Annotated in this window: 32 protein-coding genes; 1 reads left to right on the top strand and 31 read right to left on the bottom strand. The window is 57.6% G+C overall.

The features are described 5' to 3' along the window. Window positions 1-26: 26 nt before the first annotated feature. A complete protein-coding gene (locus tag ACYZT6_RS04105; protein ID WP_462029906.1) occupies window positions 27-761 on the bottom strand; it encodes an XRE family transcriptional regulator in 735 nt (244 codons plus the stop codon). A 716-nt stretch (window positions 762-1,477) separates the two neighbouring features. Here ACYZT6_RS04105 and ACYZT6_RS04100 point away from each other — a divergent pair. Next, on the top strand, window positions 1,478-1,867 hold the full coding sequence (locus tag ACYZT6_RS04100) for a hypothetical protein (protein WP_462025834.1): 390 nt from the start codon (window positions 1,478-1,480) through the stop codon (window positions 1,865-1,867). 19 nt (window positions 1,868-1,886) lie between these two features. Here the strand turns inward: ACYZT6_RS04100 and ACYZT6_RS04095 are convergent, their stop codons facing one another. The 30 genes from ACYZT6_RS04095 to ACYZT6_RS03950 form a co-directional block, all read right to left on the bottom strand. Beyond that, the gene (locus ACYZT6_RS04095) at window positions 1,887-2,312 is read right to left on the bottom strand and encodes a cell wall hydrolase (protein ID WP_462025833.1); all 426 of its coding nucleotides are present in this window, start codon (window positions 2,310-2,312) and stop codon (window positions 1,887-1,889) included. Between the two features lie 62 nt (window positions 2,313-2,374). Continuing rightward, window positions 2,375-2,740: a phage tail protein gene (locus ACYZT6_RS04090; protein WP_462025832.1), complete on the bottom strand. Its 366-nt coding sequence runs from the start codon at window positions 2,738-2,740 to the stop codon at window positions 2,375-2,377. Then, window positions 2,737-3,123 carry a hypothetical protein gene (locus ACYZT6_RS04085; RefSeq protein WP_462025831.1) on the bottom strand — a complete coding sequence of 129 codons (387 nt, stop codon included), beginning with the start codon at window positions 3,121-3,123 and terminating at the stop codon, window positions 2,737-2,739. Before ACYZT6_RS04085 ends, ACYZT6_RS04090 begins: the two co-directional genes overlap by 4 nt. Before the next feature lie 11 nt (window positions 3,124-3,134). After that, window positions 3,135-4,055 carry a phage tail protein gene (locus ACYZT6_RS04080; RefSeq protein ID WP_462025830.1) on the bottom strand — a complete coding sequence of 307 codons (921 nt, stop codon included), beginning with the start codon at window positions 4,053-4,055 and terminating at the stop codon, window positions 3,135-3,137. Window positions 4,056-4,079: 24 nt separating this feature from the next. After that, window positions 4,080-4,502 carry a hypothetical protein gene (locus ACYZT6_RS04075; protein ID WP_462025829.1) on the bottom strand — a complete coding sequence of 141 codons (423 nt, stop codon included), beginning with the start codon at window positions 4,500-4,502 and terminating at the stop codon, window positions 4,080-4,082. Between the two features lie 242 nt (window positions 4,503-4,744). Then, window positions 4,745-5,068, bottom strand: coding sequence for a hypothetical protein (locus ACYZT6_RS04070; protein ID WP_462025828.1), 324 nt, complete (start codon window positions 5,066-5,068; stop codon window positions 4,745-4,747). Then, a complete protein-coding gene (locus tag ACYZT6_RS04065; RefSeq protein ID WP_462025827.1) occupies window positions 5,065-8,685 on the bottom strand; it encodes a TipJ family phage tail tip protein in 3,621 nt (1,206 codons plus the stop codon). The genes ACYZT6_RS04070 and ACYZT6_RS04065 overlap by 4 nt, the downstream gene beginning before the upstream one ends. Before the next feature lie 58 nt (window positions 8,686-8,743). Next, a complete protein-coding gene (locus ACYZT6_RS04060; protein WP_462025826.1) occupies window positions 8,744-9,331 on the bottom strand; it encodes a tail assembly protein in 588 nt (195 codons plus the stop codon). After that, window positions 9,328-10,110: a C40 family peptidase gene (locus tag ACYZT6_RS04055; protein ID WP_462025825.1), complete on the bottom strand. Its 783-nt coding sequence runs from the start codon at window positions 10,108-10,110 to the stop codon at window positions 9,328-9,330. Before ACYZT6_RS04055 ends, ACYZT6_RS04060 begins: the two co-directional genes overlap by 4 nt. A 2-nt stretch (window positions 10,111-10,112) precedes the next feature. Further along, window positions 10,113-10,814 carry a phage minor tail protein L gene (locus ACYZT6_RS04050; RefSeq protein WP_462025824.1) on the bottom strand — a complete coding sequence of 234 codons (702 nt, stop codon included), beginning with the start codon at window positions 10,812-10,814 and terminating at the stop codon, window positions 10,113-10,115. Window positions 10,815-10,869: 55 nt separating this feature from the next. Then, window positions 10,870-11,214: a phage tail protein gene (locus tag ACYZT6_RS04045; protein ID WP_462025823.1), complete on the bottom strand. Its 345-nt coding sequence runs from the start codon at window positions 11,212-11,214 to the stop codon at window positions 10,870-10,872. Then, window positions 11,214-13,781 carry a phage tail tape measure protein gene (locus ACYZT6_RS04040; protein ID WP_462025822.1) on the bottom strand — a complete coding sequence of 856 codons (2,568 nt, stop codon included), beginning with the start codon at window positions 13,779-13,781 and terminating at the stop codon, window positions 11,214-11,216. Before ACYZT6_RS04040 ends, ACYZT6_RS04045 begins: the two co-directional genes overlap by 1 nt. Before the next feature lie 58 nt (window positions 13,782-13,839). Continuing rightward, entirely contained in the window at window positions 13,840-14,325 is a 486-nt protein-coding gene (locus ACYZT6_RS04035) for a hypothetical protein (RefSeq protein WP_462025821.1), read from the bottom strand. Window positions 14,326-14,362: 37 nt separating this feature from the next. After that, window positions 14,363-14,575, bottom strand: coding sequence for a phage tail assembly protein T (locus tag ACYZT6_RS04030; protein ID WP_462025820.1), 213 nt, complete (start codon window positions 14,573-14,575; stop codon window positions 14,363-14,365). Then, entirely contained in the window at window positions 14,572-14,997 is a 426-nt protein-coding gene (locus tag ACYZT6_RS04025) for a phage tail assembly chaperone family protein, TAC (RefSeq protein ID WP_462025819.1), read from the bottom strand. Before ACYZT6_RS04025 ends, ACYZT6_RS04030 begins: the two co-directional genes overlap by 4 nt. A 9-nt stretch (window positions 14,998-15,006) precedes the next feature. Further along, window positions 15,007-15,495 (bottom strand): phage tail tube protein, encoded by a 489-nt coding sequence (locus tag ACYZT6_RS04020; RefSeq protein WP_462025818.1) that lies wholly within the window; start codon window positions 15,493-15,495, stop codon window positions 15,007-15,009. 63 nt (window positions 15,496-15,558) lie between these two features. Continuing rightward, window positions 15,559-15,927, bottom strand: a complete 369-nt coding sequence (locus ACYZT6_RS04015) for a DUF3168 domain-containing protein (RefSeq protein ID WP_462025817.1) — start codon at window positions 15,925-15,927, stop codon at window positions 15,559-15,561. Continuing rightward, entirely contained in the window at window positions 15,927-16,409 is a 483-nt protein-coding gene (locus ACYZT6_RS04010) for an HK97-gp10 family putative phage morphogenesis protein (RefSeq protein ID WP_462025816.1), read from the bottom strand. The genes ACYZT6_RS04015 and ACYZT6_RS04010 overlap by 1 nt, the downstream gene beginning before the upstream one ends. Continuing rightward, a complete protein-coding gene (locus ACYZT6_RS04005) occupies window positions 16,402-16,740 on the bottom strand; it encodes a phage head closure protein (RefSeq protein WP_462025815.1) in 339 nt (112 codons plus the stop codon). Before ACYZT6_RS04005 ends, ACYZT6_RS04010 begins: the two co-directional genes overlap by 8 nt. After that, window positions 16,737-17,069 carry a head-tail connector protein gene (locus tag ACYZT6_RS04000; RefSeq protein WP_462025814.1) on the bottom strand — a complete coding sequence of 111 codons (333 nt, stop codon included), beginning with the start codon at window positions 17,067-17,069 and terminating at the stop codon, window positions 16,737-16,739. The genes ACYZT6_RS04005 and ACYZT6_RS04000 overlap by 4 nt, the downstream gene beginning before the upstream one ends. Further along, window positions 17,066-17,266 carry a hypothetical protein gene (locus ACYZT6_RS03995; protein ID WP_462025813.1) on the bottom strand — a complete coding sequence of 67 codons (201 nt, stop codon included), beginning with the start codon at window positions 17,264-17,266 and terminating at the stop codon, window positions 17,066-17,068. The genes ACYZT6_RS04000 and ACYZT6_RS03995 overlap by 4 nt, the downstream gene beginning before the upstream one ends. Before the next feature lie 42 nt (window positions 17,267-17,308). Beyond that, window positions 17,309-18,469 (bottom strand): phage major capsid protein, encoded by a 1,161-nt coding sequence (locus ACYZT6_RS03990; RefSeq protein WP_462025812.1) that lies wholly within the window; start codon window positions 18,467-18,469, stop codon window positions 17,309-17,311. Further along, the gene (locus ACYZT6_RS03985) at window positions 18,469-19,143 is read right to left on the bottom strand and encodes an HK97 family phage prohead protease (protein ID WP_414923270.1); all 675 of its coding nucleotides are present in this window, start codon (window positions 19,141-19,143) and stop codon (window positions 18,469-18,471) included. Before ACYZT6_RS03985 ends, ACYZT6_RS03990 begins: the two co-directional genes overlap by 1 nt. Window positions 19,144-19,160: 17 nt before the next feature. Next, window positions 19,161-20,432, bottom strand: a complete 1,272-nt coding sequence (locus ACYZT6_RS03980) for a phage portal protein (protein ID WP_414923269.1) — start codon at window positions 20,430-20,432, stop codon at window positions 19,161-19,163. Continuing rightward, complete coding sequence (locus ACYZT6_RS03975) at window positions 20,432-22,153, bottom strand: terminase large subunit (protein ID WP_462025811.1); 1,722 nt, start codon at window positions 22,151-22,153, stop codon at window positions 20,432-20,434. The genes ACYZT6_RS03980 and ACYZT6_RS03975 overlap by 1 nt, the downstream gene beginning before the upstream one ends. Further along, window positions 22,153-22,638, bottom strand: a complete 486-nt coding sequence (locus tag ACYZT6_RS03970) for a phage terminase small subunit P27 family (protein WP_462025810.1) — start codon at window positions 22,636-22,638, stop codon at window positions 22,153-22,155. The genes ACYZT6_RS03975 and ACYZT6_RS03970 overlap by 1 nt, the downstream gene beginning before the upstream one ends. Window positions 22,639-22,797: 159 nt before the next feature. Continuing rightward, window positions 22,798-23,172 carry an HNH endonuclease gene (locus ACYZT6_RS03965; RefSeq protein ID WP_462025809.1) on the bottom strand — a complete coding sequence of 125 codons (375 nt, stop codon included), beginning with the start codon at window positions 23,170-23,172 and terminating at the stop codon, window positions 22,798-22,800. Then, a complete protein-coding gene (locus ACYZT6_RS03960; protein WP_462025808.1) occupies window positions 23,163-23,342 on the bottom strand; it encodes a hypothetical protein in 180 nt (59 codons plus the stop codon). The genes ACYZT6_RS03965 and ACYZT6_RS03960 overlap by 10 nt, the downstream gene beginning before the upstream one ends. A gap of 70 nt (window positions 23,343-23,412) precedes the next feature. Beyond that, the gene (locus ACYZT6_RS03955) at window positions 23,413-23,607 is read right to left on the bottom strand and encodes a DUF7940 domain-containing protein (RefSeq protein WP_462025807.1); all 195 of its coding nucleotides are present in this window, start codon (window positions 23,605-23,607) and stop codon (window positions 23,413-23,415) included. Between the two features lie 3 nt (window positions 23,608-23,610). After that, a complete protein-coding gene (locus ACYZT6_RS03950) occupies window positions 23,611-23,943 on the bottom strand; it encodes a phage holin, lambda family (protein WP_462025806.1) in 333 nt (110 codons plus the stop codon). Window positions 23,944-24,107: the final 164 nt, after the last annotated feature.

Genomic DNA, 24,107 nt, shown 5'->3' with positions numbered 1-24,107 from the left:
GCGGGTTTTAGCGGACAGCGGTGAGGTTAACGGGCGTACATGCCCCACCAGAAAACGTGACCGAGGATGACGATTTGCTCTTCCTGGACTTCCTGGAAGGTGTAGTCCTCGTCCGGGTGTTCATCGCGATTGAAGCTGCGCAGGCGAATGCCGGTGGGCAAGCGATAAAGCTGTTTCACCCGCAACTGGCCGTTGTGGTTGATGGCATACAGGTCGCCATCAATAATGTCGCCAATCCCGCACTTGCCCGCATTCACGCCAACGGTGGCGCCATCGCGCAGCACCGGCAACATGCTGTTGCCGCGCACCGTCACGCATTTCGCCTGATCAAACTGCACACCGTTGTGGCGCAGACTGCGCTTGCCGAAGCGCAGGCTAGAGCGCTCGCTCTCTTCGATGACGAATCTTCCTGATCCAGCAGCCAATTCAACCTCGCGAAGAAAGGGGACCGACACCTCGTCATCATCGACGGGCGTATCGTCGTCCCACAGACTTATGTCCTTGAGTTCGGAATGCAATTCATCGCGTCCGGTATTGGCGGTGGACGCAACATCCGCGCGCCCCCGCAACTGATCGGTGCTCACGGCGAAGTACTCGGCGATCTTCGAAATGTGTTTATCCGAAGGATCGACGATCTTCCCGCTGAGGATCCGCGAGAGAGTGGATTGAGGCACGCCGGTGCGACGGTGAAGCTCCGTGGGGGAGATCCCGTGCTGATCGAGCAGCGCTCTTAGGACGGTAGAAACATTGCGTTTTTGCATAACGGGCATAGTGCTTGAACTTTTTTTGGAAGACAAATGCTGTTTTGCATAAAACGTGCATAGCCAGCAGAAAGGTGCAGCATGGCTTTCATGCCTGCGTCCGGCAGACTGCTCATGTTAACCTTGCGCCCATCGCGGAAGAGCCGGGCCGATGTCCCTCCTTTGCCCTACACCTTTCAACGAATTTGCCTGATATCCGATGAATAAAGCACTGTCCGATCTGTCCTCACACACGCCGATGATGCAGCAGTACTAACGGAGACGGCTTACAGGTCACGTATTTCAAGGGTATGCATTTGCGACTGTCTAAAACCCTAACCTGACTTAGGCGCCTTTCGGGCCAATGAAACCGGGGAAGGTCGAGGTAGTTTTAGACAGCGTTTCAGGCCTTTCCGGATCCTTTAGCGCCATTGCAGAGGGTCAATTGCCGTATCAAAGCCTGGGATGCCGCATAGAAATCAATCAAGGCCTTTAGAATCAAGGCCTTGAGCTACAAATCGACCACAAAAAGCAGCACCTTTTGCGACTCTTTAGAACCCAATAAACATTGGCCCAAACGGTTGCGTTTTGGGGAAGAATATCCACAGAAGAAATCCCACCTCCGGCGTCCTGCCGACCGAATACCAATCCAAACCCCTACTGCTCGTCGCTTCATCCTCGCCCGAATGCCGCGCCTCGATTACTGTATATCCAAACAGTATCAATAAGGCATAACCGTGGACCCCCTCGAAATTGAAGACACCAGCGACTGGCTTGGCTGCCCCACTGAGCTTGAGACCTGCCGCTACTTCCTGCGCATGACCGAGAACGAGGTGCAGGAACTGACCCTGCAATTGCGCAAAGCCCGCGAAGACATCTTCGGCATAGTGCAAATGCATGGTGAGGTCTCGAAGGAATGCGGGGCGCTGCGTGTCGAACTGTTGAAGGTCAAGGCCGATCTCGCAGATTCAAACCGTAGAGCCACCGATATTGAGACGAAAAGCAACTGGGAGCTGATGGCCAACAGCAGGCACATCAGCGAACTCACCCTCAGGATCCGCAAACTGTCCGGCGAGAAGCCATTCGAAAGCCCTTTCCCCCTTCAGCGGGACACCTCCGACACTTGAGCCTGATACCCGGCTGGAGTCACGGCACATCCTTGAAGAAGGCGTGACCACCAAGTCTCAATGTCTGCTTGGCCTTCGCGGCCCAGGCCGGCGCCTTCTTCATGGCGATGGCGTAATAGTGCGTGGCACCGCCAGTGGGATCCGACACTTTGCCGTCGATCACCTGGTCAGCAGCAATCCGTGCCTGGGCAAGCTCCCGGAACGGAATCGCTTTGGCCCCGCTCAGATAGGCGAAGTTTGGGTCGTTCTTGTTCCAGCAACTGAACTGGTACGGCGCCTGGCATACGCCGGCATAGCCATCCCCCCACCACGACTTGGTCTTGCCATCGTTCACGCGGTTACGAATCGTCCAGGCCACGGCAATCTGCCCGGCGAGGCTTTCACCGCGGGCTTCACCGCACAGCGTGCGTGCGAGGATGTCGCGGTCTTTCTCGATGACGGTCATACTTTTCTCCAGGCAAAAAAAATCCCGCTCGGTGGCGGGTTGCGTTGCACTGCGGTGGCGCGTTAGATCAGGTCGGCAGCCACAGTTTGCGGGTCCGCCACGATTACCGGCACCACTGGCTCAATGGGCCAAATCGGAGCGGCGTACCAGGTCGACTGGGTTGTCACTTTTCCAAGATCGAATTTGTATTTTTTCCAGGCCTTGACATTGATCAGCAGGGCGGCCTGCTCCGCCTCGTCCTCTGCGGTCGCTTCGCCGATATCGATACCAAAGCCGATCGTATCGATGCGCTCCTGAATACGGGCAATTTGTGCCAAAGCCTTGGAATTTCTCGCGGTCAATTCTGTTTTTGCAACGGCCAGTTGCGCGGCGTGGGCGGCGGCGTCCTTCATGGCCTTGGTGATGAGTTGGGACCAGTCGATATTCATGCTTCAAGCTCCACTTCGCGGCCAAGGTCGTGACTTTGCTCCCAGCTCTCCTGCTCTTCGGACTGCTGAGCAGCTACCACCTCGTCCGGCAGTGGTGGTGGGAAAACTACCAGTCCATCCGGCACGTTCTCCAACGGTACGGGGAACGCCTGTTGGGGGCTGTAGTTCAAAGGATTGGGGAGCCATAACGCGAGAATTAATTCCCCATCGATTCTGTCGACATCCCCTGCAAACCATTGAGAATTAATCGCCGCTCTTGGGAGTGTGGCACCGTCGCCCACAAGTGAAAAGTCGAAGCTTTCGCCATTCACCGTAAGAACATCGCCCGCCTTCATAACTTCCAGCGTGTCATCCCGGCGCTGCGGAACAAGTACAATTTTCATATCTCAGTCCCTTATGGGTTAAACCATTTACCTAGCGCAAAAACGTTCACGCCGAAAGAGTTGGAGCCTGTCGTGCCCGATGACGCGGCAAACCAAGCATCAATTGTTCCAGGAGTTGGAGCAACTGCGATGGTGCACCAAGCTGCCCGGGCTGAGACATTGCCGTCGCGAACTTGTGTATATAGAAGTGGGCTCACGGCAAATGTAACTGGCAGTCCCGCCGTTACTTGCACGAAACGGACACCAGTACCGGCAGTCCATGTCAGTGATCCTAATTGTATATACTGGGAGCTGACCATTAGCCCGTTAGCAAACTTCCAATATTCTCCGATTGCATTTGACCCGTACTCCATTAGTGCCCCGGTAGGAGCACCTCCGGATTGGGATACTGTTCCGATTATTGCGGCCACTGCCGCAGACCCTAGCCCAAGACCGCTACGAGCTGAACCCTGTGTGTTACCGCCCGTGCCTCCTTGGGCAACGCTGAGTGCAGTCGTCAAACCGCTAAGCGCTGTGATGTCAAGGTTTGCACCAGATTTCGCAGCGCCCAACCCTGCGCGAGCCGAAGCCTGATCAGCCCCACCTGTACCGCCTTTGTTGACAGGAAGAATGTCGTAGTTGCCGGTCGTGCCGAGTGCGGCGAGCTTCTGGCCGTAGGTGTTGACTAACGATCTCAGCGCATCGGCTGAATCCTTCACGTAGCCTTGCATTGGGGCCAGCGCGTAGATGCCGGCTGCATTGGTTACGCCTTGATACGGCGGCGAGATCGACATCGCGGTATCACTGGCGATGTTGCCCACTTCATACCAACCACCGTCCGGCCCCCGAAAGGCGTCACCCACTCGGCTATTCGCGATAAAAGCTGTTCCAGTGCCAATGACGGCATTGGAATTTAGGGTGACAGAAACCGTCCCGGCTTTATACCAAGGCATAAATGAATCCCTATAAGAATTTGTTTAAGCAGTAATTTTTGAGAAGATGGCTGGTAAGAAAAAGACAATCGGGTTGCTCAAGGCAGTAGTAGTAAACCAAAGTTGAGATTGGGCGAAGTCATATGTAATGCCAGTGGTCCGTCCAATATTGTCACCGGACAACATTCGCATACCCGCGTTATTAATCATCAAATATTCATCGGCCGACGAACTGAATGGTGATGAATACCAGTTGGTATAAAATCCTTGCGCATCCTGTGTAGACTTTACATACGTCCAACTCTGAAAAAACCTTGTGAATACTGCTGATGGTGTGCCGCTATCAAACAGAAGCTTACTGGCGCCGTCCCAAAGCCTCATGCCGAACGCCGCGGTGGCCGTTGCAGCGAATCCACCTACAAAGTATTTCCCTGTCGGGGCATAAGTTGCAGGACCGGTGATGGTCATCCCGGTCCAGTTTCCCGGTGCTCCCGAAATTCTGCAGCCAATGGTGACAAGACCTCCATTGTTATCTGGCCTTAAGAATATAAGCGGAGGCTCTTGGGTTGTTATTGCGGGACTGAAGGACACGCCCGCACTCCCCGCCCCTCCCGAATACCTTCCCGACTGAAGAACACACAGTCTCGCGTATTCCGAGTCAATGGAAACCACACCTCTATCGTTGACAACCGAGAGTCCGAATCCCGCCATCAGTACCACCTCATGACAATCAGCCTCATTGTGCTGTGAGAAAACTTCAGCCCGGCGTAACCATTGATGTAGTTCCTGACGTAGACGGTGCCGTCGGTCATTTCTGTTTCGAGCTGGCGGTCGTCGTCGGCGGCTACTCCGATCGGGAGAACAATGGCCACCGCGTTACTGGTGTTGCAGCCGGGCACCGAAAATTGCTGAGTGCTTTTCCCTCCCGCGCCCGCAAACGAAACAACCGATGACAGCACGATCCTCCAAGTTGCCGTATCAGTGTTGAACTGAAGTATTCCGTCAGCACCCCAGGTCCGCATTCCAAAACTCATGCGTTTAGATCCCCCAGCTGCACGCGCTTGACACCGTTGGCGTCGTAAACCTTCAGCGCGTTGTTTGTCATGGTCATTCGGCCAGCACCCGCAACGTTGCCGTTGATTTCGAACACCCCAGCCTTCGTCAGGCGCCAACCGGTGGAACCGGCAACGTAGTTGTCAGACTGCAAGGTGTCGCCGATCTTGAGCATGTTGATCGAACCGTTCTCGATGAACGCGGAGCGGATAAACACCTGGCCGCCGGTCACTGCAAATGGCGAGGACAGCGTGCCATTGATGCCGTTGACCACCGCGAAGGTGTCGGCGCTTACCAGAAAAGTGCTTTGCAAACCTGCCGGCCCGTTCTCGATGCCGAGGCCGATACCCGCTGCGACGTACTGTCCCTGCGCGTTGACCTGCATTTTCACCGACCACATCGTCGACAACTTGCCGCTTGTGTCTGCATAAGCCGTAGCGGTCTGTTGAATAGCCGCAGTGTTTTGCTGGATCGCTGAACCGTTTTGTCCAATGGTGACGCTGAGCTGATCGATCTTGGTAGACGTCGCCGAGTTGTTCGTCGCAACCACCTGCTCAAGCGTGGTGAGGTTTGCAGCATTCTGACCAACCTTTGCGTCTAGGGTGGTCGTGATTTGTGCCATCGCTTCGTTTTCTGAAGCCCTGACCTTTTCCTCTCTGGCGATCGCCGCAGTGCTGGTCCAGCCTTTCAGAGCATCGGCCAGATCCCCTTCCCCGTTGTCGTCTCTGTAGGAGGCGCGCAACGCTTGGAAAGCGGTCGCCTGAGCCGTGACCATACCATCGAGCTCGGTGATATCCGCGGTGTTGAAGGCCACCTGCTCCGCCAGTCCATTCGCCGTTTCAATAGACTTCCCGATATCCAGCCAGTAAGCCAGATTCGGTGGTGGAGTATCGAGCGGCACCGCTTGAGTAGCTTGATACAAACGCTGCCCCATTCGCACCATGTCTTCATCGACATAGGTCTTAGATGGGTCGTACAGGAGGATGTCGTCGAGCGCGTCGATCTGTTCCTGAAGGCCGGGGATTTTGTTGATCTCGTCCAGCAGGTCCTGGCCAAGTTCCGTCTCGCCAATCTGGCCGGCGATCATTTCCAAGATGGCCGAGACGTCAGAGCTCGACTGGCCCATGACCCCAAGCCCGATTGGATAGAACGGACCGATGTTGCCGGTACGGTCGACCAACCGCGCCCAGAAGAAGAACGTCACGCCGGCCCGAAGGCCTTGCATTGAGTACTCTTTCTGCGGATAGGCCAGATCTGCCAGCTTGGTGGCCGCCTCCAGACTGGTCGATGCCCCGTACCAGATCTCCGTGCGCTGGGTATCCTCGGCACCAGCCGGGAACCCCCACTTGAGATTGATGCCGAACAACAGCGGTGTGGCGATGAGGTGAGCAACAGATGGTGGAAGGCCAGTTTTGCCGAGCAAGTCGGTCAGCACAGAGTTGGTTGGGATGGATGAAACATTCATCGCACTGACCGCCCGCACCCTGGCCAAGTATTGGCCGGAGTAAATCCCTCGTACATCCACGGCCAACTCGCCCGTGCGCGGAACCTTGATCCACTCCCGCGCGCCCCAGCGCCATTCGACGTCATACCCGACAGCACCGGGCGCGGCGTCCCAGGCAATAGTCATGTTGGTGACGGCAATGCCCTGCTCGATCACGACGTGCTGACTGAGCAGTACCCGCGCCGGCGCCTCTTGTGTCCCGATCGGAATCCCACTAATCGGACGCGTATCTACAACAGCGCCGAAGTCGATTGCATCGAACTTGCTCGGTTCGTGCTGGATCGCCTCGATCTGGAACTGATGCCACTCCGGCCGCGTGACGTTACGCACATAGAACTGCATCACCTTCAGATCGTCAAAGTCGATCACCCAGCCACACTCAGCCTCCGGCACTTCGCTGTAATCAGCCATGACCGTGACAGCGCGACCGGCAAACGACTTAATGACGCGCCCTTCGGATTTCCCGCTTGGCAGGTTCAACAGCAGGCGGGCTCCGGTGGGAATCTCTAGGTCACGATCCAGCGTAATTACCCGGCCGTTCACCGACGAGATGCGCCCGCCATTCGCGCGGCCGGCCAGCATTGGGTCACCAACAGCGATCACCTGGCCCGGCTTGGGAATGTGTCCGTCCAGCCCGACGCGGAAGGTACCGCCCCGGGTTTGCAGTTGTTCGGTCAACAGCGCCCACTGGCCAGCGCGCTGGGCCTGACCCAACGAGGTACATCCAAAAGCATCGACGGCAAGCTCCCGCACGGAGCCCAGTTCGCTCAGCGCTTCGTCGTCAAACACCGGTTCTTTGTCAGTTTCAAAGCCCTGTCCAGGGTTGTCCCACGAAACCATGGCGTTGGTGTGCCGATCGCGCCAACGCGTGCCGTCGTACTGGATGGCTCCGTTGTTGAGGATCTGCGCCGGGCTATAGCTGAATACCGGGTCGCCGGGCATATCGGCATTGACGACTACCTGGCTTCCGTCCCAATAGGCCATGCCGTGGAAAATCGAGGCCAGGTCCTGCAGCACCGCGTAGGCTTCGGCCTGCTTCTGAAAGTACAGGTTGCAGGTAAAGCGTGGTTCATGCCCGCCTTTACCGTCCGGCACCATCTGGTCGCAATACTGGGCGATCCGGTACAGCGACCAGCGATCCACCATCGTTGCATCAATTCGCTCACCGAGCCCGTAATACGGGTGCAGCACCAGGTCATAAAAGACCCAGGCCGGGTTGTTCGTATACGCCTCTTTGAACGTTCCGTCCCAAACGCCATTGCTGGTGCCGGCGCCGCCGGTGGCATAGGTTCGGGTTTCAGGGTTGTAGTTGGTCGGAACGCGCACGATGCGACCGCGCATCAATACCGCGATCTTGGCGATATCGCCGCCGAACTGCTGGGCGTCGTATTCAATGCAGCCAACCGACGTCAGCGGGTATTCCTGGTCGCTGTCAACAACCTCGGCAACGGCCTCCACAACCATGCCGTCCTGCACCAGCGAGCTGTTCGCTTCCGGTGTAAGGCGTCGGGCCCGGACCGTCCAGCTACTGCCCTCTGGCAACTCAAGACGGTGCGACCGCTCGTACTTGGTGATGTTTTTCCGATCGACAAACGAGGTCAGGACCTGGACATAGGGGCCGTTGTCGGTGGAGATGTCTACGGCATAGTCGATGCGCACGCCGTTGATGTTGCCGCTCGAGTCCTGGCTCTGAAGCTGCGGCCAACTGAAGCGAAGACGCAGTGCATCGATCATTGCGTTGTTGATCGTGTGCAGCCAAGGCGCCGTGGTCAGCAGCTCTTGGCCCACGGCGATTTCGTTGCTCGACTCGGACACGCCCGCAAGGCGAGCTTGATTAAGTTCGCCGGATCGGAACTGCCATTTCACGCCTGGATAATTGATGGTCCCGTCCGGAGCCTGAATAGGCGTGCCATCCAATCGCACGGACTGCAGGCCATTCACAGGCCCGACGATCGGACCCCAGCTCCAGAGGTAAACGATGCGGGCAGTGGCGATCGAAGGGACGCTATTGGTAGCGATGCTCGGCTGTTTCTGCTTTGCCTGGCCACCCTTTGCGCCCGTCACCGACCGGCGTTTCTTCGCTACTGCGCCCATTCAGGGATCTCCATAAATGCAAAAACCCGCCGAAGCGGGTTGTGGGTGTTTCCGAGGATCAGATGTTGTCTTGCGTGTAGATGCCGCCAGATTCTACGGCCCCGCCGATCTCCCGCTCGCCGTAGAGCAACGGGTAGGGGTTGCCCTGGGCGATGGTGGTGACGGCGCTGCCAAAGCCATAGCTCGGGTTGTTACCGTCCTCATTCTTGTCACTGGTATTGGCCTTGGTCGTCGGAGACAGCATCTGCACCACACCGCCCAAGCCAACTGCGGCGCCGGCGGCCAGCAGGCCCATACCCAGCGTAGAAGTCGTACCGCCTGTGAACAGTCCGGCGACTACCAGGGCCACGCCAAGCAATGTCTGAAACATGCCCGCCTGCTTGCTCCCTTGAATGATCGGCATGATGCGGATCGCACTTGGCCCTGCCGACTTGAGATCGAGTTCCTGTTCGCCGACGTTTCGTTCGTCAATGAACACTGCGAACACCAGCCCTCGTTCTTCGGCGCTGCGCAGGAACTGCTCGAAGCCCGGCTTCATGTTGCACAGCGCGCTCATCGCGTCGCGGAAGCCGTACAGGTCGAGCAAGTACTCGCGGCCAAAGCGCTTACCCAGCACGCCGCCCAGCTTGATGGTCGTCATTGTCATGGGCGGTAGTCCTTATGCCTCAGTATCAGTTTCACCCGGCTGGCCTGCGACCAACCGAAGATTTCACGCCCGGCCAGGCGACCCGCCATGTGGTGGTAGATAAATGGCCCGGAGCCACCCAAGGTGGCTGCGGGCTCACTAATCAGCGCGGGCTCATCGCCCAGGTAGATCGCGGCGTGGTTAGGGTGGAAGCAGTTCTGGCCCGGGGTTGGGATTTGCAACACCAGCATGTCCCCGCGCTGGGCCGTTTCAACCTGGTAGAAACCCGCGTCCTTGAAGTTGTCTTCATAAAGGCTCGGCCCTTGCTCGTCCTCCCACCACAGGTCATGGCGCTCAAAGTTTGGCAGCTGCAGCCCTGCCTCTCGGGCATACCAGTCGCGGCAAGCGGCCCAGCAATCCAGAAGGCCATGGGAGAAGTCCCGCCCCAGCAGCGGCGCCTGAAACCCGGCCGGTTTGAACCACTCGAACTCACCGCCAGGCCAGCCCACGATGCCCCAGGGCAGTTCGTGCAGTTCGCAACTGACGCGATCGGCCATGCTCGGCGACGGCGCTTTGTCAGGATGGCTGTGAATGATTGCAACGACGGCTCCGAGATCTTCTGCGGCCGCCAGGTCGCGCTCATCGATCTGGAAATTCTCCCGGGCGGTCTTCGCTTTGTTGCCGCAAGGGACATAAATGCGGCCTGACTCAGTGCTGACCAACACACCGCACGCCTCGGCGGGGTAATCACGCTCGGCGTGAGCACGGATCTCTGCCTGCAATTTTTGATTGATCCGCATGATTACCTCGAAGATGCGATCAGGCTCGCGCCCATGGATCCGCCAAATCGGCGGGTGTTGCCGCGAAGCTTGCAGCTACTCCACCAACCGCCACAGCGATCAAGTGCCGGGTTGTCCGTGGGCTCATTCTTTTTCGTGAACATCGCGGCGCCCATGTAAGCGCACGCCTCGCCCCGGTAGCCGCCCCGGCAAGCCCAGCGGCACAGCTTGGTGATCTGCTGCGCTGGCAACATCTGCCCTTCCATGTCCGTTGGACCGGACAGGTCGAACGTCAGCGATTCGAATGATTCAGCAGTCTTCTGCTCGATATACCAGAGGTTGATCTTGCTCTGGTTGCTGGCAGTGGGATTGCCGTCGGGGAAGTTGGCTGCGTCCAGAAAGTGGCGGAACGTTTCGATGACGCGGACCTTGGCGCCAGCCAGGTCCCGGAACTGCAAGCACAGCGCAGTCAGCGCGCCACGCACACCGCCCAGTTCGTTTGCCACCTGCAAGGTGGGCGAAGCCGGCCGGCCATCACCGCGGATATCGAACCCCTTCGCTGTGATCTGGAGAGGGGAATACAGCTGTCCCTGCCAGATGATGTCGCCTTCTTGCGCATGACCGTGGAAGCGCCACAAATTCGCGCCCAGGCGCGTGGCGTCGAGCTCGAATAGGCGGATCTGGTTACCCGGCTCAAGTTTTTGGATGTCTGCGTTGTAATTCATAAGGCTCCAAAAACGACAAACCCCGCACTAGGCGGGGCTCAACAATTGTAAAAGATCAGGGTCGGAATACTTGTTTGAAGGTGACACTGAGGGCGAACAGACCTGCCCCCTGCGCATTTAGCTTGTAACCGTTTGCGCTGTATCGGCCCTGGATTCCTCCAGGCGGCGTCCACAAGAATGACTTGTATCCCTCGTGACGATCGAGAAAATCTCGAACGCCCATAAGGTCATCCCCTGGGACCATCTGCCCGACAACACCGATATCCCAAGACTGCGACTTGGTGTTGATGCCTACCCCGCCAGCCTGGGTGTATCCGTCTCCAAAGTCGTTTTCCCAAGTGCGCTGGCTGACACCGCCGTTGGCACCAATGCGTGTGCAATATCCAAAAGTCTCAGCCATTACACACGCCTCCAGAGCACACCGCCCTGCTGGGTTTCCCGAGTGATGATCCGGATCACGTCAGCTGTGAACGCCTTGCTCATTGCTTCTCCCTGCTGCTGAGCCTGTTGATCACTCACGCCGCTCTGGGCTTGGACTGTGATCGGTGCACTGATGCTGATCGAGGCACCCCCTCCACCTGTGGACGGGGCGTTCATTCGATCGAGCGTGCGATCCAACTTGGCACTGGTTTCGGCAGTCGTTACCCGCTCACCCTTCTGCAATAGCCAGGTGCCCGTCTCCGGAACAGCGTCGATACCGTCGTGCGCCATGCCAGCCAGTGCCGCACTTGCGACCCCCGCAACCATGGGCGCCGTGGCTGCAGCGGCAGCGGCAGCAGCTGCTGGAGCCGCGGCAGGACCAATGATAGGAATTGCAGCCGTCGAGGCGAATGCCGCGAGGCTGGCTTGAAAGGCGGTTGCCTGCGCGTTGGCAACCAATGCCGGTACTGCACTCGCTTGAGTGGCCTTGCCCACCAGCAGCTGCACACCTTGATAGATCAGCCACTGGGCCGCCATGTCCGTTAGCGCGTTGAGCGTTGACTTGGCGAAATTCGCTACGAGGTCCCCGAGCGCATCGCCCGCATTCTCTGCACCACTTGCTACATCAGCCAGAAAGTTGCCGAGCCCGTCAGTGGCATCATCCAGAATGGAAGCCGTTACATCGGCAGCCTGTGAGGTGTAGTCCTGAGCCTCATCGACATAGTTTTGCCAAGCATCGCTCACCCCGTCCATCCAGTTGGATTGGGCAATATCGATGTTCGCGTAATACTCCTGCTGCAACTCCAGGCGCTCTGAAAGAGCGTCCTTGAGCATCCCTGTTTCCGTTTCGTACAGGCTCGCGCTGATATCGCCAGCATTGAATTGCTTTTGCAGATCGGCCATCTGCGCGTTGAAATCTTGCTGAATGGCCAGGTCTTGCTGAAGCCGTTCACGGGCTTTATCACCCATGCCGGCGCCAGCCAGTTCACTATCAAATCCGGATTTGGTGGTGGCGTTGGCCGCCTTCAGATTGGCGAGATAGGTGGCCGACTTGGCCTCATCCTCGTTCGCCAGCTTGAGCTTTTCCAGAACATCAAGTTCTGCCGCCAGGCTCTCCAAACGCTTTTGTTGCTGAGCATTGATTCCAACCAGCTTTCCCGAGGCAATCTCAAACCGGAGCTTATCGATTTCAGCGGCTTTCTTCCGGGCATCGGTAGAGGTGTTGATCAGGACGATCTGCCGCTGAAGGTCCGTTTCGGCGCTACTGAATGTGTCGTTTAACTTTTTGGCAGCGCTTTCGGCGTCTTGTGCAGCCTTCTTCGCCTTTTCGAGGGCTTTGGGGTCAATGCCGCTGCCGGCTCCTGGCGCAATGGAACTCGTTGTCGCAGCAACCTCGGCAGCCGCTTTTTTGGCGTTCTGGACATAGTCCTTAAACTTATCACCCGCGAGCGGAGCAGTAAGGCTTTCATCGATGCTCGCGGCCGCTTGTGCGGCGATGCTGAAGTTTATCGACGCTTCATCTCGAAGGCGTGCGCTGTCTGCAATGAATTGGTCAGCTGTTTCACCAATAGTTATGCTGGAGAGGCCTGAAGCCAGGCTGCTCATAAGCGAAGACATATGAGCTACGGCAGTCGCGTAGAGCCCCACAAGAGTGTTCCCGAGGATTTCAAATACGCGAACAACGCCATCCCCTGCGTTTACTACAAACGCTGAGGTTTCCACCAACTTGTTACCCAGATCGCCTACGGCACCGCTCAAACCGCCGGCGTCCTTTGCCGATTGATTTACGTCTTTTGAAAACTGAGCAAGCACCGGCAGAAACTCAGCGGCCAGCATGGTCTTGCCGGACGTGATGTACTGGCCAAGACCTTGCATCTCAATGCCGAACTGCTTCGCGGCGGCAATGGTTTTCTCGTCCATCACCACGCCGGCTTCCAAGGCGGCTTGGCCAAGCTCGTCGAACGCCTTTCCACTATTTCGAAGCAGTGGTACAAGTGCAGTCGAATCGTTGGCAATAGCCTCCATGTAGAAGGTCATTTCTTTCTGGTTGACGTTGGCCTTTTCAAGACTTGTAACGTATAGCGCCAACGCATCTTTGCTATTCAGCTTCTTGAAACTCTCAGCAGTTACTCCAACTTTCGGTGCAATGTTTTCAAAAAAATCCTTCAACTCACCACCGCCGGTGCTCGCAAAATCCCCCATCTTATCGTTGGTGTCTTTGAAAATGTCCGACAACTTGTCCTGCTCTACTCCAACGCTTTTAGCGCCTGCCGCGTACTTCTGGAACTCAGTGGTGCCAAGACCAGCAAGTGCTGCTTGGTTTGAAATTTCCTTCGCTACGCTGGCCGAGTGAACAACGAGTGCGGTAAGTACCGCAGGGATGCTACCGATAGCAGTACCAACACCCTTAGCCAGGCTGTCAAAGGATTTGCTGATTTCTGCATTTCGCTTCTTCGCTTCCTGGCTAGCCTTGTCGAGCGGTCCGGTGAAAGCACCGATCTTGGCGATCAAGTCCAGCGTCAGTGTTCCTAATGATCTGCTGGACATCTATTTTCTCCAGACAAAAAAAAGCCCGCTCAGTGCGGGCTTACAAGTTTGGTTTTATCTATTTGGCGGGGCATTTAGTATTCCATGTTTTCTCGAAGTTCTGGACTTGTCCAAACATAAGAACTTCTTTTGAAGCAACATCGAACATGAACGCTTTTTCCCCTGAATATCCACCAAGTGAATTTTTTGCATTCACATAGCCACATATCGTGCCCGCACGGTTTACCACCTCACCGAAACGGACTGAATCAGGATCCTTCATTTGTTCCGTCACCGCGTTCTTGGCGGTAATTATTTCAAGTTGTCGCAGCCTTCCCTGCTCAGCACGAGCCGAATCTTCCGGCGTCATCTTTGCAACACTAGACGGGGAGCTTTTATTTGTCACCGAGTTAGAAACAAAGTTTATAACTAACAACGCAAAGCAGCCCCCAACAACCCAAGTTAATACACTTGTTTTGCGTCGAGGCTTCGCACCGCAGGATGGGCATGCGGATGCACTGGTTGAAATCAAAGATTGGCATTCCCTGCACTTAGCTAGCGCCATGTCGAGTTCCCTCCGTAAAAGTGGGAACTCTACCATGTCATGACCACACCTCCATCGCCTCATCAAGGCCCAGCTCACGCTCCCGCTCATGGGGGATAAAGTCCGTGATCTTGAAGCCGCCGTCCTTGCTGTGCCGGTTGGCATAAATCGCCGACAACAGCGCGACACTTCGCTCAATCCGCAAGCCCATGTTCAGCGAACCGCGATCCCTGCGGTATATGGCCCAACGGTTGAACTCAAGAAGACTCACTCTTTCCTGGGCTTCCGCGACCGTGGCGCCGAGCGTGATGGCGATTTCGTGCCAGAGCTCTTCAAGTCCGGTGAGCTCTTCGTCTTTCCCAGGTTGTTCACCTCGAAGATTGCCGCCAGCAATGCGACGGTCAGGCGGCCATCCAAAGCGCCGCGCTCAGGATCTGCGGCACCTGTGATGTCCCCTACGGCAAATACCGGGCTGCCGTCTTCGTCACACACGCTGGCCGCGATTCTGCCAGCAAGGCTGTCATGCTTACCGTTCAAGGCTGTGACGTCGCTGATTGCAGCCTGGTATCCGAGGGGTCGGATAAATACGGTGGCCTTGAGCTCGTCGTCACCCTGCATCCAGGTGATTTCCTTCTCCACCGGCCGGCCCGTAAAGGCGCCGACCGATTTCAAGCTTTCGAGTGTAAGTTTCATTCGAGCCCCTTAAACAGTGGTCTTACGAATCCAGGCAGAACCACCAGAGCGCTGAATAGTCGCAGCGGTACTCACCACGGCATTGGCAGCGAAATCGAACGGGAAGTCCGAGACGTAACCGCGAAAGGTGAACCAAGTGCGCGTCTCGGGCAATTCAAAGGCATCGGCATCCACTGTCGGTGCGGCGGTGCCGTCGGACCAGCCCACCGCCCAATCGATGGTGGTATCACCGTTCGCTTCGGAAAGCTGGTGCAGGCGAATATGGCTCGCGTTGTTCGGATCAGCGTTCACAGTCAGAGATGCTTGGCCCGGTGTGCGCAAACCTTTCTTGTAGCTACGCTCCTGGTCTTCCAAGCAGGTATCTTCGATCTGGTCAGCCGGTGCACCACCGGGGCTGAACGCAGTTGCGCATTCAATGGCCAGCACAGTTTTGGGGCCGGTACCGGACAGCGGCGGGACGAGTGCGTAGATTTGGGTTCCTTGGGAAAGGATCGACATGGCGTTCTCCAAATGTCGGGCATAAAAAAACCCGCACATGGCGGGCTTGGGATTGAGGTTTTGCTATCTGGGTACAAGCCAGTCGATGTCGAAGCTAGACCGGTAAAGGTTTGTTTCTGCGTCCTTGCTCTCTCCACCCCAGCGGACGACGTTGGCCTTCAACTCAATGGCATGAGCGATGGCGTCGGTGACCGATCGGGCAGAGGTTCCGGTTACGCCGTACACGTCAACCTGCAGCGTGAACCCGTCCAAGTCAGGACGCCCGGCCAGATAATTCTCCGGGCTGCCGGTGATCAATTGCCATACGGCATATGGTTTGACCACGCTTTCTGGCGCCTCGCCGAATGGATACAGCCGATGTGGCGTTACGCCGAGCAGTGCCTGAACGCCGGCGTCAGCCGCGCACACGGCGAAGATTGGTGCTGTTGGCATCAGCTACTCCCGGAGCCCTTGGCCGCGCGCTTGATCGCACGGTCAATGGCCTTCTCGTATTCGGTTATGAATGTGTTCGTTGCTTCGCTGATGTTGTCCGCTAGAGCTTTCCGCGCGAACGGTTGAGCACGCATGTTCACGGTGCCGAACTCAATCAAGCGCCAGTGAGGTGTCGGCGAGTTGGCGGAGGTGTCCCCGCCGTTTTTGAGGATGGCGCCATGCAGAACGCCGACCCTGAACCCAAGATCGCCGGACGCCTTGAAAAGCTTGCCGTTCCAGCGGAGCGCCACGTTCGCCGCGATTGATCGACCGGTTTCAGGATCATCAATTCGCTGCGCGCCCTCTTTCATCTTGTCGGCGACCAGTTGCGCCGCCTTGCGAAGCGACGACCGGCCTCCTTTGCGCTTCATGTCGTAGCTGATGGATTCGAGTTTCCCAACCAGCGAGTCAATGCCGGTCAGGCTGTACTCGACATCAGCCATCGTTCACTCCCTTCGCCACCAAAATGGTGAGGTATTCAAGGCCCGAAACAGGATCGGGCATTGGCTGCCCCTGAATGTTGTATACGTCGCCCCGGTGGAGGATGCGCATCGTCGGCAGCACGCCGGGGCGGTACCGGATCACCATGCGCCCAGATGCTTCGGACTGTCCCGCCTGAGCTGCGATCAGGTCGCGAGCACTGAGCGGTTCGACCGAAGCAGGAACCTTCTCCCACACCGTCGTCCATCCCTCGATCTCTTCGCCGGTCCCCGGATCCTGTGCAGGGCCAAGCGCCTGAAAAGTGATCCGGTGACGCAAATCACCGGCTCTCACGGAACCACCACTGGGTCGGGTGGCCCGGACCAATTCCGAGACGACCAAAGCAAAGACTCAACGGCCATCGGTACTTCGGCGGTAATGGTGCCGATCACGACCGCCTCCCGATTCGCGAACGAATGCCCAATGAGCAGTAGCAACGCGGCTTTGAAGCTGGCTGGAAAATCGTTCACATCCAGCAGCTTGGGGTTGTCACAAAACCAGAGTGCCCAAGCCAGTGCCGACTCAGCGTAAAGAGCAATGAGGTCATCTTCATCCTCATAGTCCAAACGCAAGTGCTTGCGAATCAGCTCGATCGGGAGCAGATCAGCAACGGCAACGTTCATTTTTTTACCGCCTTTTCCTTAGGCTTGGGTTCCGCTTCGGCCTTTGGGGGGGCTTCTGCATCATCATCGACATACTCGGCCAGCTTCATGCCGACCAGCGCTTCGGCGATGTCGTCAGCGACAGGACGGACCTCATGCTGGTCGAAGGTGCCACCGTTGAAATGGGAGAACTGTTGGAGAGCGCGAATCTTTTTCATCGGTCAAACAGGAGCGGTTGCCCGCCCCTGCCTCGCTGGCGATCAGGCTGCAGGTGCAAACGCACCCTTGATGATCGCGGTTGGACGATAGTGAGCCAGCGCCAGGCGCTCTTCGCACAGGATGGTGAGCATGTTTTTCACGAAGTTGTCGCGGTCTTCGCGGCTGACTTCGACGGTGGCGTCCATGCGATCCCATACCTGGGACGCCAGATCGAAGCCACCGACGGTGAAGGTGCCCAGCGCCTGCGCCTTGGTGGCCACAACAGGAAGACCCCACATGACCTTGGCAGCGAACGCAGCCGGGCCGCCGAAGATGTAGCGACCTTCTGCGTCTTTCAGCAGTGCAATCGCGTGCCAATCGCGCGGGTTCAGGATGATGCCGGAGGCTTCAAACTCGGACTCGCTGGTCTGGAAGATTGCGTGGGCAATCTGGTCCGCGCGGGTGTCGCCAGTAGCATTCAGGGCGGCATCGTACGCGGTGGCCACCTGGTTCAAACCGGTGAGGTTGTCGCCGGTGCCGTCACCGTTCAGCAGCTGGGTTTCTTCAACCAACGCCAGACCGAACAGCAGACGGTTGTTGACGTAGGATTCCAGCATCGGTGCGTCATCCATCACCTGACGCGAAGCCTGGATCCAGTGAGCGATGGTCTTCACGTTCGCGGTCTGCTTGGTGAAGGTCAGGTTCGACTCGGGCTTCAGTGTGCCCTCGGCAACCGGTGCAGCGCTGTTCGTGAACACGTTCTCGCGAACATACTCGAGCGAGTTCGAACTGATCCGGCCCTGAGCGAGCAAGTCGCGGATGGTCAGGCGGCGAAGGCCTGGCATCAGGATGCCCGGGTTCATCTGGGCTTGGATCAGCGAGCCAGCGGAGCCAGCCGTGCTGCCCAATACCTTGTCGAAACTTTTCACGTCGACCTTACCCGAGGATTTGCCGTCCCACGACTTGTTCAGGTCGATGGCGGTTTGCGCGGCAAAGCTCTTCTTGTTTTCCGGATCGTCCAGATTGCCGCCGGACAGCTTCTGCTCCAAATCGAACAGTCGAGTACCAGCGGATTTCAGTTCGTCCTGAACGGTGGTCAACTCGCCTTGCAGCTTTTTGCTGACCTCACCGGTATCGGTGATTTCTTTTTTCTGCGCATCGAACAGCTCAGTCATTCGAGTCTGAGCGGTCTCGATGGCTTTCTGAATTTGTGCCAAGTCCATTATTTCTGCTCCAGCGATGGAAATGTTTTCAAGCGCTCCAGGAGCGCGGCGATTTCTGATTGGTCGCCGCCTTCGGAATCACTCCGAACCGCGGACTTGATGCGGGCGATAAACGCCTGCGCTTCGGACTTGGAAAGGCCGGCTGAATCTCTCAACCAGTTTTCCGCATCGCGGATGCTTTCGATGGTGTCCATGCTTTTCAGGGTGGACACGGTGGCCAGTTCATTGGCAGGGAAGGTGCAGATGCTGATTTCGTTGAGGCGGGACACGCTCTTGAATGAGTAGCCCGTCTCGATCGGGGTGACATCCCCTTTTGCGGCTGAAAACCCGACCGACATACCGCCCACAGTGCCGTGGATCATTGCGGCCTTGAGCGCGTCCGATTGCGGGTTGCCCGGGGTAAGCTCGCCGCGAACGTGAAGGCCGGTGCCGTCCTCCGCCAGATCGAGCCATTTGCCGACAGGAATCTCATTGCGCCGATGGTTGAAGAACATGGCCACCGTGCGGGACTGGCTCTTCAGGGCCTGGGCAAATGCGCCGGGCTCAATGATGTCGCCGTCGCCGTCGATGACACTGAAGACGCTCGCGTAGCCTTCAAAAATGCCCTGGGCACCGTCCTTGGCGAACTTGATAGAGGCCTGGTCGAAGGCCAGCGTTTTGCAAATACTCGGCATTTCAGCCTCCAGAAAAACTAAACCCCGCTGGGTGCGGGGTTCGTTTGGCCAAGTTGGGTAAGCGGTACGTTTTGCGATTGCCGTGTCGCAACATCCCCACCGGGAAGTGGCGGCCGGTTATCAAGCCGTCGGCCTTCGTTGACCGTCAGCAGTCCGGAGTCGACGTTGGTCTTCAAGTAGTTCGCTCGGGCCGTGGAGTCACCACGCAGCAGACCTTCCAGATTGTGCTCCGCATGCAGGCGGCCGACTTGGTTCGGCTTGAGCAGCCAGCGCTCGATCGCGTACTCCCAACGATTCAGGTATGGCGATAGTGTGTATTGAAGAAATCCGAGATTTTGCTGCTCGATGCCGGTGCCCCAACTGGTGGACTTTTCAACATCACCGACCATGTGGGGCGGCACGCCGAAGAATCGCGCCAGTTCGCTGACCTGGAACTTTCGGGCTGACATGGTCTCCGCATCCTGCGGACTTACCCCGATCGCCTGGGTGGTAAAGCCACCTTCCAAAATCCACAAACGCTTGCGAACAGGTCCGCCGGATATCTCCTTGAAGTTCTCTTCGAGCTGCGCCCTCTGCTCCTTGTTGAGCACCTTTCCATCGCCGGTCATCAGCAATTGGGGCGACTTGGCACCATTGGCGTAAAACTCTCGCTGCTGGTCTTCCATCGCCACCGCAACGCCAGCGGTCTTCGCGGCGAAAGCAATAGGTGAAAGGCCGACCAGTCCATTGAATCCAAACCCTTTGAGGTGAAAGATTTCAGACGGCTTGAAGTCGGCGTACTCGGTGTCTCGTTTGTACCGGTAGACCACCCGGTCGTTTTCAAGCCTGACGTCCATGTTCACGGACATGAGCGGTAGCAGGCTGATGACGTCGCCGGCGCTGTTGCGCTCGATGTGAGCGTAGGAATTACCGTAGTAACAGAGCTGCATTGTCATGGCCTCGCGAAATTCCACGGCGGTCATGTACTGATTGGGGGAGTACCGCAGCAGGCGTGCCAGGAGGTTATCCATGCCCACCTTGGTACGGTTGTCGTCTTTCGTTTCGTAGACGTCCAATGGCAATCCCGCTGTAACGCTTGAGATCAAACGCACACAGGCGAATACCGTAGCGATTTGCAGAGAGCGTTCGTCGTTAACGACCGAATCCCCTACCACTCCGGATGCGGACACTGGTCCGGTCTGAGATCCCTTTTCCGGCGTCGACAGTCGGCCGCCGACAAAGAAGCTCGCCATGCGCGCCCACAGGGGGCTGCGAGTGCGCAGGTCAATGCTGTAGTCGGTGTCTGCCATTACATACTCATCGGTCTGGAGAGGAAGTCGTCGACAGAGCCCTGCACGTCTGCGTTAGCCAGGATGCGGCCTATCGTCATGATCAGCGCGACAGCGCCGTCGATCTTGTTGTCATCACCCTGCTTGATGGGTCGCACCACGTCGTCGTTGCCGGGCATGTTTTTGCCGATCACGTTGGCGATGCACCAGGTCATGATGGGGTTACCGTCGTGATGGAATCGGCCGGCGGTGATCGCCGCCTCGAGTTCCTTCATCGGGTCCGACATGTTGGTGTAGTTCTGCGTGATGGTGATCGGATTGAAGCCCTCGTCGTCCAGGTCATGACTCAAGCCGGTCGCGCCGTGCGGGTCAATTGGCGACTCGCGCAGCGGCGCGTGGTGATTCGCCTCCTTGGTGTCCTCAAGGATTTCGCGGTAATCGATCTCTGCGCCGTCGGTTACCTCCAGATGCTTGGAGTTCACCCAGGCTTGGAACCGTTCGGACATGCGCTTGTTATCGGTGTTGAACGCGGTGTCATACGGCACCCAGAATTTCGGGGCCACGCTGTAGTAGTGGGTCTTGCCATCGATGACCCGCCAGAACAAACGTGCCCGTGAGTTCATGTCCAGCTTGCGAGCCAGGTCGAAGCCTGCAATCCACTCCTGCCCCTCGAACTGCTCGAGCGTGAGCGTGGTGTCTTCGCACGATTTCCAGTCCTCCATGTTGAAGAAGCCGGATTTAGCGCTGACCCAGAGGTTCAGGTGCTTCGTTTTGAAGGTGTTCGCGAAGCGTGCCGATCGAATCGCCCTGGCTTGCTGGCTCTCCAAGTACTCTTGGAACACCGAGACGCCGTGGTTCGGGTTGGCCTTGGCCAGCATCTTCGGATCGGTCCAGTCGTCACCCTCGTCGAGCGTCCAGATCCAGCCGAACAACTCTTCATCAGGGACAGTGCCTTCCAGCATCTCGATGACCTGGCGGCGCTTGTCGTAGCACGGGCCTTCGATGTCGGCACCGGCGGTGGTGATGATGAACATCAGCGGCTGCCGACGGGCGCCCATACCGGTGAGCATGGTGTCGTACTGAGCCGACGTTGGGTGTTCGTGGTATTCGTCGACGATCGCACAGCTAGGTGAAGCGCCGTCGCCCGGGTTGCCAATCAGCGGCTCGAAGCGGCTGAAGTCCCTGGGGATGTTCATGTTCGAGGCGTTGACCTCGATGCCGGCGGCCTCAATGAGGTGCGGTGACTTGCTGACCATCAGCTTTGCTGGTCGGAATACCTCCCAGGCCTGCTTTTCTGTGGTCGCACCGGCGTACACCTCGGCGCCGAACTCGCCATCGGCCACGAACATGCTGATGCCCACGCCACCCGCGACAACGGATTTTCCGTTCTTCCGAGGCACTTCCCAGTAGCTTTCGCGGAACCGGCGGTGCCCGCCTTTCTTCTTGACCCAGCCAAACGTGACGGCCAGGCCGAACAATTGCCAAGGCTCCAGGCTGATGAGCTGACGCTTGAACGCCCATTCGCCCTTGGTGTGCGGCAGCAACTGAATCAGCTTTAGCTTTTTCTCTGCTTTGACCGGGTCAAACTTGAATCGAAACCCGCGCTTGCGGCTGGCAGCCAGGTCGTCGAAGTGACGTTGCACTGCCTGGTGGATGTAGCGGCACGCCGGAACCTTGCCGCGCAACACGGAACGCCCCCACACCATCGCCTTATCGACATTGGCATGCAGGGCTTTAGTCATCAGGAACTCAGTAGTTTGGCGAACTCGTTGGTGGAGGACTGCTTGTTGCCACCGATGATCCGTGTGCGGCTCGCCGGGTCGAGACCGAGCAGCGATCCAAAGGTGACCAGTTGGCGCATAGATTCATTCGCAGCGGTGAGCGCGGGGTTTTTCATCGGGCTGCCCTGGGCGGACTCGACGACGATGCCGAATTTCTGGACGGCTTCCTCCGACATACGCCACTTGTCATAGGCGGTACAGAACGCTTCCACGTTGTGCAGATCGGTCAGCGCAACAACTTTTTCCCTGAGTAATTCAGGAATAAGCATCTTCCACATAGTGGCGGCGCGTTCGCTCAACCACTCCGGAGGATCGATATTTCGGACGTTAGTGAACTGAGGCTCATCATTGTTGAGAGCCCGCTTTCCGGGGTTCCCAGCAAGTTTTTTCTGAGCCGTCGGCTTGGGTTTGCGACCACGGCCGGCGACCGTGGCGGTGCCTCCCATCGCGCAACTCCTGATTTTTTAATTTCGCGGGTGTAAGAAAACGATTGAGGGCGCGGTCTAGAAGCCAAAGACCCTGGACTTTCGACCCTCCCCCACCCCCTGAGCGCGAACTCGTCTCATTTGATCGAATTTCGCTGTTTTCCCGAGGTTTTTTTGCATTCAGCGCCGCGCATTGCCGAACCCACCGTCCTCGGCGGCCGTCTTGGCCGAGTGGCACGGGCCGCACAGGCTCTGCCAGTTGGTCTTGTCCCAGAACAGAGCCATGTCGTTCCTGTGCGGGATTATGTGGTCCACGTCGGTAGCCACAACCACCAACCCTCGCGCCGTGCAGTGTCGGCACAGCGGGTGCTTGGCAAGGAACCCGGCGCGGGCTTGCTGCCACTTGTAGTTGTAGTGGCGCTTGGTGCTGCTCTCCCGAGGCTTGGCCCGGGCCGCACTCTTCAGTAGGTGAGCGTGCTCATCACAGTAGCGAGGGTTACGGGTGAGTGTGTTGCAGCCCTGAGCGTTGCATGGCTTCTGCGGCCTCAGCGGCATGGTGAGCCGTCCATGTAGGTCCGGACCGGCGCATCAGGATCTTCTGGCTCATCCTCGCCCATCGCCTGGATCAGCAGGTCTAGCCTCTCGGCCACCTGACTCATTGACTCGGTTGTGCTCTCTTGGGCTATCACCAGTCTTTCCAGCAATGAGATCAATAGATCGTTCATACGCCACCTTGCTCCACTTCTTGATCCAATCGCGCCGGGCGGCGCATCCCGTGCACGCCATCACCATCCCCTACTTGGTCAGCTTCGGTTGCAGCACGACCCGGGCAATCATCACCAGGAGGCCCAGCACGCCATACGCAATCGGGGGCAACACTGCCTGAAGTGATGGCATCAGTTGCTCAGCCACCCCAAGGGCAGCGATTGCCCCGCCAGCCTGAACGCTGGTCATGCTCAGTGCTAGTTTCCAGTTGTCGATCAGTTGCATGGGTTACTCCTGCCGCTTGGGCAATTTGAAGTCGGTGAATCGGTCAGCCAAGGCGGCAACCTTCTTCACGCCGAGGGTGCCGATACAGGCGCCGACGGCAGCTGCAAGGCTCGATGGGAGGTTGAAGTATTCGAGCAGTGGGAATGCCCCGGCGGTGATCGCGCCACACAGGCACGACTCAAGCAGGGCCTGTCGCCGGCTGCCTCCACCGTAGATGACACGCAAGAAGGCGATCCAGCACGAAAGCGCAGCGGCATAGAACATTGGGGCGTGCTGGCTGAGCCAAGCCATGACGATGAGCCAGGTCTCTGGGTTCTTCTCTGGCATATGTGACATCCGGCATCCTCCCTTGCGGGGAGCGAAGTAGATCCGGCTCCAGCAGCACTCCCAGCTCGGAGCAATGGGTGTGGTGGAGCCGAAAACGAAAAAGCCCCGGCAAATGCCGAGGCTTGGAATGGGTGCAGATGGCCGGCGCTGATCCCCGGCTTGCTTTGTCTACG

This window comes from Pseudomonas sp. RT6P73 (genome assembly GCF_054897715.1).
This window is presented reverse-complemented; position numbering and strand designations above follow the sequence as displayed.